At 74.3% G+C, this 14,112-nt stretch carries 14 protein-coding genes; 11 read left to right on the top strand and 3 right to left on the bottom strand.

Annotated features, from left to right (window positions below; genetic code table 11):
- Positions 1–50: 50 nt before the first annotated feature.
- Genes AB0K51_RS04435 through AB0K51_RS04410 form a run of 6 tightly spaced genes read left to right on the top strand, consistent with a single transcriptional unit; the run spans position 51 to position 5,898 of the window.
- A complete protein-coding gene (locus AB0K51_RS04435; protein WP_363450398.1) occupies positions 51–1,028 on the top strand; it encodes a hypothetical protein in 978 nt (325 codons plus the stop codon).
- On the top strand, positions 1,016–2,455 hold the full coding sequence (locus AB0K51_RS04430; RefSeq protein WP_363450396.1) for an amino acid adenylation domain-containing protein: 1,440 nt from the start codon (positions 1,016–1,018) through the stop codon (positions 2,453–2,455). Before AB0K51_RS04435 ends, AB0K51_RS04430 begins: the two co-directional genes overlap by 13 nt.
- Positions 2,452–2,736 carry a phosphopantetheine-binding protein gene (locus AB0K51_RS04425; RefSeq protein WP_363450394.1) on the top strand — a complete coding sequence of 95 codons (285 nt, stop codon included), beginning with the start codon at positions 2,452–2,454 and terminating at the stop codon, positions 2,734–2,736. The genes AB0K51_RS04430 and AB0K51_RS04425 overlap by 4 nt, the downstream gene beginning before the upstream one ends.
- Entirely contained in the window at positions 2,733–3,095 is a 363-nt protein-coding gene (locus AB0K51_RS04420; protein WP_363450392.1) for a cupin domain-containing protein, read from the top strand. The genes AB0K51_RS04425 and AB0K51_RS04420 overlap by 4 nt, the downstream gene beginning before the upstream one ends.
- The gene (locus AB0K51_RS04415; RefSeq protein WP_363450390.1) at positions 3,092–4,579 is read left to right on the top strand and encodes an AMP-binding protein; all 1,488 of its coding nucleotides are present in this window, start codon (positions 3,092–3,094) and stop codon (positions 4,577–4,579) included. Before AB0K51_RS04420 ends, AB0K51_RS04415 begins: the two co-directional genes overlap by 4 nt.
- Complete coding sequence (locus AB0K51_RS04410; protein ID WP_363450388.1) at positions 4,576–5,898, top strand: type III PLP-dependent enzyme; 1,323 nt, start codon at positions 4,576–4,578, stop codon at positions 5,896–5,898. The genes AB0K51_RS04415 and AB0K51_RS04410 overlap by 4 nt, the downstream gene beginning before the upstream one ends.
- Here the strand turns inward: AB0K51_RS04410 and AB0K51_RS04405 are convergent.
- The 3 genes from AB0K51_RS04405 to AB0K51_RS04395 are packed head-to-tail and all read right to left on the bottom strand — an operon-like array spanning position 5,793 to position 7,910.
- Complete coding sequence (locus tag AB0K51_RS04405; RefSeq protein ID WP_363450386.1) at positions 5,793–6,833, bottom strand: diiron oxygenase; 1,041 nt, start codon at positions 6,831–6,833, stop codon at positions 5,793–5,795. The genes AB0K51_RS04410 and AB0K51_RS04405 overlap by 106 nt on opposite strands.
- Positions 6,830–7,120 carry a PqqD family protein gene (locus AB0K51_RS04400; RefSeq protein ID WP_363450384.1) on the bottom strand — a complete coding sequence of 97 codons (291 nt, stop codon included), beginning with the start codon at positions 7,118–7,120 and terminating at the stop codon, positions 6,830–6,832. The genes AB0K51_RS04405 and AB0K51_RS04400 overlap by 4 nt, the downstream gene beginning before the upstream one ends.
- A 1-nt stretch (position 7,121) precedes the next feature.
- Positions 7,122–7,910 (bottom strand): nucleotidyltransferase domain-containing protein, encoded by a 789-nt coding sequence (locus tag AB0K51_RS04395; RefSeq protein WP_363450382.1) that lies wholly within the window; start codon positions 7,908–7,910, stop codon positions 7,122–7,124.
- A gap of 452 nt (positions 7,911–8,362) precedes the next feature.
- On the opposite strand from AB0K51_RS04395, the gene asnB reads away from it, so the two are divergent.
- The 5 genes from asnB to AB0K51_RS04370 all read left to right on the top strand — a co-directional run bounded on the left by asnB (position 8,363) and on the right by AB0K51_RS04370 (position 14,090).
- Positions 8,363–10,546 carry an asparagine synthase (glutamine-hydrolyzing) gene (gene asnB, locus AB0K51_RS04390; protein WP_363450380.1) on the top strand — a complete coding sequence of 728 codons (2,184 nt, stop codon included), beginning with the start codon at positions 8,363–8,365 and terminating at the stop codon, positions 10,544–10,546.
- Positions 10,543–11,211 (top strand): hypothetical protein, encoded by a 669-nt coding sequence (locus AB0K51_RS04385; protein WP_363450378.1) that lies wholly within the window; start codon positions 10,543–10,545, stop codon positions 11,209–11,211. The genes asnB and AB0K51_RS04385 overlap by 4 nt, the downstream gene beginning before the upstream one ends.
- Positions 11,208–12,086, top strand: coding sequence for a pyrroline-5-carboxylate reductase dimerization domain-containing protein (locus AB0K51_RS04380; RefSeq protein ID WP_363450376.1), 879 nt, complete (start codon positions 11,208–11,210; stop codon positions 12,084–12,086). The genes AB0K51_RS04385 and AB0K51_RS04380 overlap by 4 nt, the downstream gene beginning before the upstream one ends.
- Before the next feature lie 164 nt (positions 12,087–12,250).
- A complete protein-coding gene (locus AB0K51_RS04375; protein ID WP_363450374.1) occupies positions 12,251–13,273 on the top strand; it encodes a winged helix-turn-helix domain-containing protein in 1,023 nt (340 codons plus the stop codon).
- Positions 13,274–13,352: 79 nt separating this feature from the next.
- Entirely contained in the window at positions 13,353–14,090 is a 738-nt protein-coding gene (locus AB0K51_RS04370) for a class I SAM-dependent methyltransferase (protein WP_363450372.1), read from the top strand.
- The last annotated feature ends 22 nt before the right edge of the window (positions 14,091–14,112 follow it).

Here is a 14,112-nt window from a genome sequence, read left to right as displayed (position 1 = left end):
CAGGTACGAGGTCGATCCAGGTGACAGCAGAACCCACCGCCACCCTCGAGGTGGCCGCAACCGTAACCGACGCGCCCTGGCTGAACTGCGACAACGCCCATCTCGCGGCGCTCCAGCAGTTCTACGGGGTAGCCGACCCGTCCGCCGCCGTCGGCCTCCAGTGGGCCTTCGAACTGCGGAGCGTCGACGAGGTCCCGGTGACCCTGCGGGTCCCCGTCCTCGAGTCGATCGCCCGCGAGAGCGGCCTGGTCTTCGAACGCCGGCGGATCCCGCTGCCCGGGTACTACGACCAGCTGGCCGACACGCTGGCCGGCGGCACCCCGGTGATCGTCTACGGCGACGCCTTCCACATGCCCTGGCTGCCCTACTTCGGCAACGACAGCTCGGCGCACCCCACCATCCTGGTCGGCCTCGACGACACGCAGTGCCGCATCGTCGAGGCGTACCAGAACTCCACCCCGTGGGGCCGGGTGGTGCCCGGACCGGCCACCGTCACCCGCGCCGAGTACGAGAAGCTCGTCGAGGCGCTCGGCCCCGAGCAGCGCGGCGAGACCATCGCCCTGGCCGCCCGGCGGGAGGCCGAGCCCACCGACCCGGCAGCCGCGCTGCGCGCCAACGCCGAAGGGATCCTGGCCACCGTCGGCGACCGCGGCGACCTGGCCGCCTACACCGCGTGGGCCCGCGCCGAGGCCGGCGATCCGGTGGCGACGGCCCGCTACGACCTCGGCTGCTGGGAGGTCACCCGGGCCCGCTCCTGCCACGCGGTGTGGCTGCGCCGGCTGTCCGACCGGCGGCCCGACCTGGTGCCCGACGACATCGCCCGCCGCTTCCACGAGGAGATCGACCTCGGCTGGCGGCGCGCCTCCCAGTTCGCGTTCGTCAACGCGCAGCGCGTCGCCAAGGGCGCCCGCCCGTCCACCGCCAGCGTCGACCTGCTGGACGGCCACCTGGCCGCCGCGGAGACCGACTTCGCCGAGACCCTGCTCGCCCACCTCGACCGCACCGGGGGCCGTCCGTGCAGCGACTGACCGACCTGTTCCTGGCCGCGGCGCTCCGCGACCCCGCGGCCACCGCCCTCATCCACGCCTCCGGGACGCTCAGCTACGGCGAACTGCGCGACCGGGCCCGGGAGACCGCCGCCGCGGTGGCCGCCTCCGGCTCCGCGGCGCCCGTCGCACTGACCGCGACCAAGACGCCCGAGACCGTCATCGCGATGCTCGGCTGCCTGCTCGCCGGGGTGCCCTACATCCCGATCGACCCGGCCGCACCGCCCGCCCGCCGGGAGCTCATCCTGCGCGACAGCGGCGCCCGGCCGCTGCCCGCCCCCGGCGGGCACGGCCGGACCACGCCGTCGCACCTCGCCAACGTGCTCTACACCTCGGGCTCGACCGGCACGCCCAAGGGCGTCCTGACGACCCATCACAACGCCGTCACCTTCCTGCGCTGGGCGCAGGAGCTGATCGGCGTCACCGAGCGGGACGTGGTGGCCTGCTACGCGCCGCTCCACTTCGACATGCACGTCTTCGACCTGTTCGGCACGCTCTCCGCCGGCGCCGCGATCCTGCTCCTCGACGACCGGACGATCCTGTTCCCGCAGGCCGTCGGCACCGCCCTGCGCACGCACCGGGCCACCGTCATGTACGCGGTGCCGTCCGCCTGGACCGGCCTGCTGCGCAGCACCGTGCTCACCGACGGCGGCCTGCCGGACCTGCACACCGTCATGTACTCGGGGGAGGAGTTCCCGGTCCGGCCGCTGCGCGAACTGTCCCGGGCGCTGCCCGGGGCGCGCATCGTCAACATCTACGGACCGGTGGAGACCAACGCGGTCACCGCACTCGACGTCACGGCGGAGCACCTGCGACTCGACCGGATCCCGATCGGCCTGCCGTTCGGGCGGTCCCGGGTGTTCGTCGTCGACGACCGGGGAGCGCCGATCACCGAGCCGGGCGTGGAGGGCGAGATCACCGTCCACACCGCGACCATGTGCGAGGGCTACCTCGGCGACCCCGACCGCACCGCCGCCTCCCGGCTGACCGTCCACTCGGACGGGCAGGCCCTGGAGACCTACCGCACCGGCGACTTCGGCTGCTGGGACGCCGAGGGCCTGCTGCACTTCCGCGGCCGGCGCGACGGCCGGATCAAGACCCGCGGCTTCCGGGTCGAACTCGGCGAGGTGGAGGCCCGGCTGCGCGCCCACCCCGACACCGCGGATGCGGTGGTGACCGCCCGGCCCCACCCGGAGCGCACCAACGAGCTGGTGGCCTTCGTCGTGCCGCGCCGCGGCGCGACCCTGACCGCCCCCGAACTGACCGCGTGGTGCCGGGAGTTCCTGGCACCGTACATGGTGCCCCGGGAGCTGCGCCTGCTGGCGGACCTGCCCCGGACGGGCACCGGGAAGGCCGACCGGATGGCCCTGCGGGAGCTGGCCGCGACACCCGAGGAGGCGGCCCGATGACCCGCCCGCCCGAGCAGCTCGACGCCGTCCTCGCCGTCCTGCGCGCGACCGTCCCCGGCGCACCGGACCTCGCACCCGACACGGAGCTGCTCTCCTCCGGCCTGCTGGACTCGCTCGGCATCGTCGCCGCGGTCGGCGCACTGGAGGAGGCGTACCGGATCGAGTTCCCCCCGGAACTGCTCGTGCCGGACCACTTCGTGGACGCCTGCGCGCTGTCGGCGGCACTGTCGTACGCCCTCGCCGCGGCCGCGCGCCCCGCCGGACCCGAGGCGGCCCGGTGAGCGCCCCCGAACGGACGGCGCGCCAAGGCGCGGGACCCGTCCGGAAGTTCGGCCGCCCGCTCGCCCCCGGGGTGGTCCTGCACGACCTGCTGCTGCCGCCCGCCGTCGGCCGGGCCATGCCGTGCACGCTCAACACCGCGGTGGTCGCGGCCGGGGCGGAACTGCCCCGGCACTCGCACCCGCAGACCGAGATCTGGGTGGTCGCCGCCGGGCGCGGACGGCTGGAGCGCGGACCGGAGGTCTTCGACATCGCCGAGGGCGACGTGGTGGTCTTCGAACCGGAGGTGGAGCACCGCCTGCGCAACACCGGCGGGACCGACCTGCGGCTGGTCTCCGTGTACTGGGGGGCCGTGGCATGAGCGCCCCCACGACGCTGGACGGCCTGCTCGACGCCGCCGCCGAGCAGCATCCGGACGCCCTCGCGGTGACCGGACCGGACGGCTCCCACAGCTACGCCGAACTGCGGGCCGCGGCGCTGCGCGCGGCCGGGGCGCTGGCCGCCCGCGGGGTGGCGCCCGGCGACCGAGTGGTCGTGCTGGGACACAACCGCGCGGCGACCGTGGCCGTCCTGTTCGCGGCGGCACGGCTCGGAGCCGCCTTCGTGGTGCTCTCCCCGACGGTCCGCTCGTACCACCTGCGGCACATCCTCGCGGACTGCGAGCCCGCGCTCGTCGTGGCCGGCGACGAGTGCCGCCAGGTACTGGCCGAGACCGGGAACGCGGTGCCGGTGCTGCACCCGGACGAGGCCACCGCCGGGCCGGCCGACGGCGCGGGCGCGCCGCCCCGGGTCCCGGCCCAGGGCGACCGCACCGCCGCGCTGATCTACACCTCCGGCAGTACCGCCATGCCCAAGGCAGTGGTGTCGACGCACCGTCAGATGCTGTTCGCCGCCGGGGCGATCCAGGACCGGCTGGAGCTGCGGCGCTCCGACGTGATCGGCTGCTTCCTGCCGCTCGCGTTCGACTACGGGCTGTACCAGGTGCTGCTGGCCTGCTCGGCCGGGGCCGCGCTCGCGTTGGGCGCGATGTCCGAGGTCGGACCCGCCCTGCTGCGGCTGCTGCGCGAGCGGCGGGTGACGGTGCTTCCGGCCGTCCCCTCACTCGCCGCGGCGCTGGTCCGGCTCGCGGAGCGCACCCCCGACCGGCTGCCCCCGCTGCGCGTGGTGACCAACACCGGGGCGCACCTGACGGCGGATCACGTCGACGCGGTCCGCCGGCTCTTCCCCGGCGTGCGGCTGCACCCGATGTTCGGACTGACCGAGTGCAAGCGCGTCTCGATCCTGCTGCCGGAGGAGATCGACCGGCGCCCCGGATCGGTCGGCCGTCCGCTGGACGGCACCCGGTGCACGGTGGTGGACGAGGACGGGCGGCCCGTACCGCCCGGCACGGTCGGCGAACTGGTGGTGCAGGGCCCGAACGTGATGACCGGGTACTGGCGTGCGCCGGAGCTGTCCGCACGCCGCTTCCGCAGCTTCGACGGCGAGCGGGCGCTGTTCACCGGCGACCGTTGCTCGCTCGACGAGGACGGCTACCTCTACTTCCACGGACGGGCCGACGACATCTACAAGAGCCGGGGATTCCGGGTGAGTTCGCTGGAAGTGGAGGCAGCGGCGACCGACCTCCCCGGGGTGCCCGCGGCCGCGCTCACGGTGACCGAGCAGGCCGGCCCGGTGCTGTTCGCCACCGGGGCGCTGGAACCCGGCGAGATCGCGGCGCACCTGCGCGAGCGGCTCGACGCGTACAAGCTGCCGGCGCGGGTCGTGGTGGTGCCCGCACTGCCGCTGACCGCGAACGGCAAGATCGACAAGCGCGCGTTGCAGGAGAGCCTGGAGGGCACCCGGTGAGCAGTCCCCTACCCGCCGACCGGTGGGAGTCGCTGGTCGCCGAGTACGGCAGCCCGCTCTACGTCTACGAGTTGGAGGAGGTGCGCGCGGCCCACGCCGAGCTGGCGGCGAGCCTGCCGGACGGGGCCGGGCTGCTGTACTCGCTCAAAGCGAACCCGCACCCGGCCCTGGTCGCGGAGCTGGGCCGGCTGGGCTGCGGCGCGGAGGTGTCCTCGCACTCCGAACTGGTCACGGCCCTCGCGGCGGGCATCGACCCCGGCCTGGTCTCCTACACCGGGCCGGGCCGGTCGGAGGCCGAGACCGTCGCCGCGGTCGAGGCCGGGGCCCGTCTGTTCTCGGTGGACTCGGCCGACCAGTACGCCACCCTGGCCCGGGCCGCCGCGCGGTGCGGTGCGGCCGTCGAAGCGGTCCTGCGGGTCAACCCCGACCGGGCGCCGCAGGCCCCCGGCCTCGCCATGACCGGCGTGGCCAGCCAGTTCGGCATCGACGAACACCTGCTGACGTCCCGTCCGGAGCGGTACCGGTCGGCGCCGGGCTGCGAGATCGTCGGGCTGCACTTCTACCTGGGCAGCAACGTCCCCGACCCGGACGGACTGGCCCGGCAGTTCACCGACTCGCTGGCGTCGGCCGCGCGGATCTGCGCCGCGCTCGGCATCCGGCCGCGGATCCTCAACCTGGGCGGCGGCTTCCCCAGCGGCTACGCCCGGGCCGAGCCGGCGGTCGGCCTCGCGGCCGTCGGGCCGGCCGTGGAACGGGCGCTGCACGCCTGCTTCCCGGCCCGGGACGCCCGGCCCCGGCTGCTGTTCGAGTCCGGGCGGCGGCTGGTGGGGCGGTCGGGCGTCCTGGTCGCCCGGGTCGTCGACGTCAAGGAGTCGAAGGGACGGCGGTTCGCCGTACTGGACTCCGGGATCAACCACCTGGGCGGGATGACGGCACTGGGCCGGCTCCCGCGGATGCAGGCTGCCGTCGCCGGCGACGCGGCCGCCCGCCCGCTCGAGGGCGCGGTGCCGGTCGACGTGGTGGGGCCGCTCTGCACGCCGCTGGACTCCTGGGCGCGCGGGCAGCGGCTGGCCGTCGAGGCGGGCGACCTGGTGACCGTCCCGCAGGTCGGGGCCTACGGTCTCACCGCCAGCCTGCTGGCCTTCCTCGGCCGGGCCTGCCCGACCGAACTGGTGACGGACCGGGGCGCGGTCGTCGACGCCTCCGCGCTGGTCTACACGAGGGTCGCGGTGGGCCCGGCGGCCGGGCCGAGCAGCCCCGACGCCTCGAACGCCTCGCGGGTGGCGGGGTCGTCCAGCGCGCCGGCCTCGGCGAAGTAGCGGATCGCGGAGCGCGCGGCCTCGGCCGCGTCCGCCACCACCCGGTCGTGCGGCACCGCCTCGACCAGTACCTGCGCGATCTCCTCGCCGGTCAGCCCGACGTCGCGCAGCGCGAGGCCGATCGCCCGGAGGTCGGGCGCCAGGAAGGCCAGCACCGCACCCGGCAGCAGCGGACCGACGGCGCGCCGCTCGCGCGGGGTGAGCGCCGGCCACAACGCCCGCAGCACCTGGTGGAAGTACGAGTGGTGGCGGCCCTCGTCCTCGGCGTGGTCCCGGACCAGCTCCCGCACCGCGGGTGGCAGCCGGACGTCGTGCGGGAGCCCGCCGAGGACGGAGGAGATCAGGGTCTCGCTGACGATGCTGAACAGCAGCGCCTCGACCCCCCGCAGTTCCGGCTGCAGCCGCTCGCGGAGCTCGTCCAACCCGGCCACGAACCCCGGTACTCCGGGCAGCCGGCGCGGTACCCCGGAGGTTTGCTCCAGGCGTTCGAGCATGTTCTCGGAGAACTGGGCGTGCCACGCCTCGTCGGTGAGGATCTTGAACGCGTCCGATCGCATCGCGGCCGGCAGCGCCAGCCCCGAACGGTTGCGGCTGATCTGGGCGACCACCGGGATGACCGCCAGCAGCTCCAACTCGGTGGTGAAGTGCAGGTACTGGTAGAGCGAGTGCTGCAGGACCCGGCGGACGGCCTCCGGGCCGCGCGAGCGCACCAGCGGGTGGTCCGCGGCCGGCGCGAGTTCCGGGGGGAAGGGCAGGAACGCCTCGGCGTCCTCCAGCCCGTCGGCACGGTTGGGCTTGCGCCGGACCGCCGCCCGCAGGTCCCAGTTGCGGAACCGGCTGTCGTACTCGGCCGCGGCGCGGTGCCCGGCGCGCTCGCGCAGGAACTCGGCCTGTGCCCGGCCGCGGTGCGAGCCCTCCTCGCGGCGGCTCCTCACGCCCGGACCAGCATCTCGTACGGCAGCAGCGCGCCCACCAGCTCGACGACGTCACCCAGCGCCTCGGCCGGCTCCAGGCCGTACTCGGCCGCCAGCCGGGCCGCGATCTGCTCCAGGGTCGCCCGGCCGTCGACCGACCGGACGACCAGGGCCGCCGACTCCGACAGCTCCACCAGCGAGTCCCGGAGCATCAGCAGCAGGACGTCGTCCCGCCGGCGGATCTGGAGTTCCCACGGGAGACGGAAGACGTCGTCCTTCGTGAACAAACTGTTGCCGTGCGCGCTCATGCTAGAAGACCACCTCGAAGAAGATTTTCCGACAGGTCCGGACGACTTCCTCGACCCATCGCGACGGATTGTCCGGATCGTAGGAGCGCATCGTCTCCAGACCCCAGTACTCGTCGAACGCCAGCACGTCCTGGCGGACCTCCTGGAATCGGCGCGCGCGCCACTTCCAACTGCGACCGACCTCGCCGTGCGAGGCGAGGAGGGCGTCGACGGAGTGGCCGAACGCCATCTTGGCCGACAGCACCGAGCTGTGGAGGTCGGCGGCGTTCAGCTGGCCGATGGCGTCCTCCAGGAACGCCTCGGCCTGCTGGAGTTGGTGCGAGGCGGCGAACGAGGCCAGCGCCGAGGAGGCGACGTCCGCGCGGCGGGCCGCGAGCCAGTCCTCGCCGGTGAGCGGCACCGCGTACGGCAACCGCTCCAGGAAGTTCAGCTCGCACGGCAGCAGGGCCGCCGCCGGCTCCGCCGCCCCGAGCTGCCGGTCGAAGGAGGCCCAGGACACCTTCCGGACCAGCTGGTCGGCCTGACTCTCCGTCCAGTACTCGATCTCCCAGCGCATCCGGCCGACCCGGGTGGCAGCGACGGGCACCGCGTTCGGCTCCAGGACCACCGGTGCCGTCGACTCGGCGCCGCCGGTCCACGGATCCGCGGTGACCACGTAGATGTCCAGGTCGCTGTCCTCGTTGCCCCACCCGCGGGCGACCGAGCCGGAGACGTAGACGGCCACGCAGCACTCCGGGAGCAGCCCCCGGCTGCGCAGTTCGGGAAGGCAGGTCCGCAGGTCCGACGCCATGGGTCCACCACCTTCGTCCGGATACCCGCCGAGGCTAACCAGCCCGGTCCCGTGCTCGCCATGAATTCGGCTGCCGCCGAATCGCTCGATTCCTCCGCACCGCGGCTCCGGCAGCGGATCGGCGGAAAGCGGGGGCATTCGGAACAGCCCGAAAGGCTTGGCCGCCGCGGGCAGGTGGCGTCTATGGTCACCGACGTGACCTGGCGTCAGAGCCGGTCCATTCCAAGGCCCGAGAAATATCCGGGTCGAAAAGGAAGGTGGTGATCACCCATGAAGAAGTACACCAAGCCGGCCGTGAAGCCGGTCGACTCCAGCTCGGTTCTGGTGAACCGCGTCTGAGACGACGTGCGCTAGTGCGGCGGGTGACCGTCCGTCAGGACGGTCACCCGCTCGCCGCGCGCACACCCGAAGTGCACGAATGCTCGCCCGAAGGACACGAAACGAGGTTGCGGATGTGTGGTCTGGCCGGACTGGCCCGGATCGACGGCGCGGAGCTGACCGCCGCGGCGGATGCCCTGCTCGCCGGGATGGCGGACACCATCGCCCACCGCGGACCCGACGACCGCGAACTCCTGCGGCGCGGACCGGTGGGACTCGCCTTCACCCGCCTCTCGCTGGTCGGCCCGGCCGACGGGGCCCAGCCCCTGAGCGACCCCGACGGCACGCTGGTGCTCATCGCCAACGGCGAGGTGTACAACCACCGGCAGCTCGCCGCGGGGTTCCCGGCCGGCAGCATCCGCACCAGCTCGGACTGCGAGGTCCTCCTGCCGCTCTACCGCCGCCACGGCCTGGACTTCCTCGACCAGGTCCGCGGCATGTTCGCCGTGGTGCTCTGGGACCGCGCGGCGGGCCAGCTGATCCTGGCCAGGGACCGGTTCGGCATCAAACCCCTCTACTACCACCGCAACGCCGAACGGATCGTCTTCGGATCCGAGATCAAGGCGCTGTTCAACGACCCGGCGACACCGCGCCGGATCGACTGGGACGCCGCGCTGAGCCACCCCTCGATGCCGGCCGCGCCGCACCTGCTCGACGAGGGGACGACCAGCTGGTTCGAGGGCATCGAGGTGGTGCCCGCCGGGACGGTGCTGCGCATCGACCTCCGGGACGGCCGCACCACCGCCCACCGCTACTGGGAGTTCCCGGGCACCGGGGCGGACGTGTCCGGCAGCGACCGGGAGATCGCCGCCCGGTACGGCGAGCTCTTCGCCGAGTCGGTCGCCGAGTGCGCCACCGCGGACACCGAACTCGGCCTCTTCCTCTCCGGCGGAATCGACTCCTCCTCGGTGGCGGCGCTGGCCGCCCGGCACACCGGGACCCTGCACACCTTCACGGTGCTCAGCGGCGCGACCTACCGCAACGGCGACGCCGAACACGGCGCCCAGGTCGCCGCCCACCTCGGGCTGCCCAACCACCAGGTGCTGTTCGACGCCGACCGGGTCCCCGACCCGGAGGAGTGGCAGCGCCTGGTGTGGCTCACCGAGACGCCCGAGTGCGGGCCCGAGCAGTTCTACAAGCACGAACTGCACCGCTACGCGAAGCTGGCCAGGCCCGAACTGCGCGGCATGCTGCTCGGCGCGGCCAGCGACGAGTTCAACGGCGGCTACTCCGACGCGATGGCCGGCGGCGCGGGCTGGGCGGTCTACGAGGAACGCCTGCGCGAGATGGCGCGCCGCGGCGCCCTGCTCAAGACACCCGGCCGGGCCGGCTGGTGGGACCGCATCCCCCAGCAGCTGCTCAGCGACGCGGCGCTGCACTCCTCGCTGACCACCGACCTCTCCGACGTCTACGCCCGCTACCTGCAGCACGAGCACCGCAAGGTCCAGCAGTACAACTGCTGGCACGAGGACCGGACCGCGGCGGGCAGCGGCATCGAGGCCCGGGTGCCGTTCCTCGACCACCGGCTGGTCGAACTGTCGGCGGCCATCCCGCCCGAGCGCCGGGCGGCGCTGCTGTGGGACAAGCAGATCCTGCGCACCGCCATGGACGGGATCCTGCCCCCCGAGGTGGTCAAGCGCGAGAAGGGCCCGTTCTTCTACGGAACCGGCGCCGTGCACACCTTCCGGATGTTCGGCCGGATGCTGGCCCAGGACGGCGGGGCGCTCGTGGAACGGGCGCTCTCCACCGACGAGGCCAGGCACCACCTGCACGCCGACGGCCTGCGCTCCGCGGTCGCCGCCCTGGCCGCCCGGCCCGGCGTCGACGTCCAACTGGTCCTCCCGCTGGTCAACCTGGGCCTGCTCGCCGCCATGGTGGCCGACCTGCCCAAGCCGCTGGTCGCCACCCCGGCCGGCCCCGCGCCGCGCTCCCTCCCGGTCGCCGACTGGGACGCCGAGCGGACCGGGATCGAGGAGCGCCTCGGCGTCGCCGTCCCGCTCGACCCCGGGCTGGTGCTCGAACTCGCCCCCGAGGCCGTACTGCTCTGCCGGCCGGGCGCCACCGAGACGTGGTACCTCGCCGTCGACGGCAGCCTCGAGTACGTGGTCGACGAGGAGCCCTGGCTGTCCTTCCTGCGCGCCGTCGACGGCAGCCGGCCACTCGGGGAACTGCTCGCCGCGATCGGGACGGAACTCCCGGCCGTCCGCGAGGAGCTGGTGTCGGCCATGGAACTCGGCCTGCTGCGGACCGCCGGATGACCGGCCCCGGAACCGGGAGGCGCGCCGTCGTCGTGGTCGTCGAGGGCATCGACGGCTCGGGCAAGAGCACGCTGGGCGCCAGGATGGTCGAAGCCCTGCGGGCGGAAGGCCGGTCGGCCCGCTGGTACCCCAACCAGAACCTCGCGCCGGTCCGCGACACCCTCGACGCCATCGCACGCGAGTGGGGCCACCGCGACCGGTTCGAGCTGATCGGCCGCGACGAGGCGCAGTTCCTCGCCTCCGTGCTGAAGTGGCGCGACATGGCCGACCTCGCGGAGGACATGGCCAGGCCCGACCACGTCATGGTGCTCGACCGGTACTACTACACCCACCTGGCACTGGCGGCCGTGTCCGGGACCCGCAACGCCGACCGGCTGCGCCGGCTCTACGCGAGCCTGCCCGCCCCCGACCTGGTGCTGCTCCTCGAACTCCCCCCGGCCGCCGCCCTGGAACGGGTGCTCGCGCGCAACACCGACGCCAACTCGCCGGAGTTCCTCGAACGGTTCGCCGCCGCCTACCGGGGCCTGCCCGAGTACCGGGACTCCACGTTCACCCTGCTCGACGCGACCGGGAGCGCGGACCAGGTGTTCGACGCGGCCATGGACCACCTGCGCCGCGGGCCGCTCGCCGGGTCCTCGCCCCTCGTCCGCGAGGCGGCCCGGTGACCGCGGCCACCGCAGCCCCGGCGCCGCTGACCGCGGTCATCGGCGCCGGCCACCTGGGCGAGGCGGTGCTCGCCCGGCTGCTCGCGCAGGGCCACCCCGCCGACCGGCTGCGCGCGACCACCGGCACGCCCGCCGGGGCCAGGCTGCTGACCGAGCGTCACGCCGTCCAGGTCGACAGCGACAACGGCGCCGCGGCGGACGGCGCCGAGGTGCTGATCCTGACGGTCCGACCGGACCGGGCCGCCGAGGCCCTGGCCGCGACCGTCCCGCGGCTCGCGCCCGGTGCCGCGGTGCTCTCCTTCGTCGCCGGACTCGGCTGCGCCGAGATCGCCCGGCACGATCCGGCCCTGCCGGACGGCCGCCGGATGCACTGCGTCCGCGCCGCCACCAACACGGCCTCCGTCGAACGCGGCGGCCTGCTCGCGGTGACCGTCGAGCCCGGCACGCCCGCGGACACCGCGGCCCGGGCGGCGGCCGTCCTCGCCACCCTCGGCGCCACGGTCACCGTCGCCGAAGCCCACCAGGACACCGCCGCCGCCGCCCTGGGCAGTGGCGCCGCCTTCCTCGCGCTCGCCGCCGAGGGCATCGCCGGCGCGGCCCGCGGCCACGGCGTCGGTGGACCCGAAGCGCACGCCTTCGCGGCCGACGCCCTGGAGAGCGCCGCCGCGCTGCTGCGCGCGGCCGACCCCGGCGGACCCGCCCCGTGGACCCGGTTGGCCACCCCCGGCGGGATCACCGAGGCCGGCCTGGCCCGGCTCGTCGCGGCCGGAACCGGCGAGGCGATGGCGCAGGCCGTCCGGGACGCCGCCCGCCGCTGCATCGAACTCCGAACACCACTGACACCTCACGGAACTGACGAGACGTCAGGTTCGTGAGCCGCACCGGCCAAAGTCACCCAAACCTCACTGGACCACACGCGTCACACCGTCTCAGGACGTGAACAGTGGTTGCGGATGAGTGGTTGGCATGCCCACCATGCCGCGAGCGGGTAGCACACCCGCGGAGTCCTTTTGGGGGAATGGACTTGATTGAGATTCCGATGGCGGAAGCCGTCCACGGCTCCGTCCGAATCGCGAGCAGCTGGCTCTGGGAGACCTACGGGAGCATCGGGGTCCTGGCCGGCGCCCGGGCCGGCGCACCATGGCCCTACACCGGCTGGGGCCGGACGGTCGCCCGCGCGATCGGCGGCTCGGACATCGAGATCCCCGGCTGGCTCACCGAGCTCTACCGGACCTGCGCCGGCACCCTGCCGTCCTTCCTCGCCAACGTCCCCGGCTCCTCGAAGGAAGACCTGGAGGAAGGACTCGCCGCCCTGCGCACCACGCCCGGCACCCGGGTCCGCGGCGAGCTCGACCGCTGGTGCCCGAACGGCATCCCGGAACGCCTGAAACCGCTCTACGACGAACCCGAGGCGCGGATCGAGGAGTTCAGCCGCCTCGTGCCCCGCTACTGGCAGCTGGCACTCGCGCCCTACGCGGTCCCGCTGCGCGCCGCGATCGAGGAGGAGATCCTCCTGCGCTCCCGGGTCCTGGCCACCGAAGGCCCCGCGCGGCTCTTCGACGCACTCCACGGACGGGTCACCTGGACGAACGAGGCCCTCCGCATCGACGTCGGCTCCCGCCGGGTCGCCATGCCGTCCGCCGTGCACGTCGTCATCGTCCCCATGGTCTTCGGCCGCGGCGCCTCGCTCGTGGCGACCGGCGCCGACGGCGAGGTCGGCTTCTCCTACCAGGCCAAGGGAGCGACCGTCCTGATCGGCGACGGCGCCCCCGCCCGACGCACCGGCGAACCCGCCTACGGCGACCGGCTGGAGATCCTGCTCGGCCGCAGCCGCGCCGGAGTCGTCCGCGGACTGGTCGCCCCCACCACCACCTCCACGCTCGCCGCCGTGCTCGGACTGGCCACCAGCACCGTCTCAGAGCACCTCACCTCCCTGGTGGCCGCCGGCCTCGTCCAGCGGCGCCGGGCCGGCGTGCGGGTGCTCTACGAACTCGGCGGCTCCGGCATGGCGCTGCTCGAACACCTCGACAGCTACCAGGGCACCGTGGCAGGACGGCGATGAGGCCGCCCGGCAGGATCGGCGGCGACCGCGAACAGCGACGCCGCCCGGCAGCACCGGCGCGAACCCGAACGGGGAGCACGTGATCGACTACGACGACGAGGCCCGGACCTACGACGAGTCCCGCGGCGGAGAACAGCGGGCCAGGGCGGCCGCCGAGGCGGTGCAGCGGCTGCTGCCCGACACCCCGGGCACCGTGCTCGACCTCGGCTGCGGCACCGGGATCGTCACCCGCCACCTCCAGCACCCCGGCCGCCGACTGCTCGGCGTGGACCGCTCCGGCGGCATGCTCGCCCTCGCAGCACAGCGCCTGCCGGGAGCGGTCGTCCTCGGCGACGGAGCCCGACTGCCGTTCCGCACCGGCAGCATCGACGCCGTCGTCTCGGTCTGGCTGCTCCACCTGCTCGCCGAACCGCTCGCGGTCCTCGCCGAGGCCCGGCGCTGCCTGGCGCCGGGCGGCCGCCTGGTGACCACGGTCGACAAGGACGACGCATACTTCGTCCCCGACAGCGACCTGGCCGCCCTCACGGCACCGCTGCGCCGCGAACACGCGGACCGGGCGTCGGACAGCACCGACCGGATCACCACCTGGGCCGCCGGACACGGCCTGCAGCAGGTCGCCGAGACCTCCTTCCCCGGTCGCGGGCAGGGCCGGAGCCCCCGGGCCTGGCTCAAGACGATCAGGGCCGGCCGGATTCCCTGGTGCAACCAGGCGGAGCCCGGCCGGGTCGCCGAACTCTGCCGCCGCCTCGAGGACCTGCCCGGCCAGGACCAGGCCCGGCCGGACCCGCTCTACCGGCTGATCGCCCTGCAGGCCTGACCGGGCCCACCGCAGCGCATCG

Origin of the sequence: Kitasatospora sp. NPDC049285, assembly GCF_040678815.1 — a bacterium.
Taxonomy (GTDB): domain Bacteria; phylum Actinomycetota; class Actinomycetes; order Streptomycetales; family Streptomycetaceae; genus Kitasatospora.
This window is presented reverse-complemented; position numbering and strand designations above follow the sequence as displayed.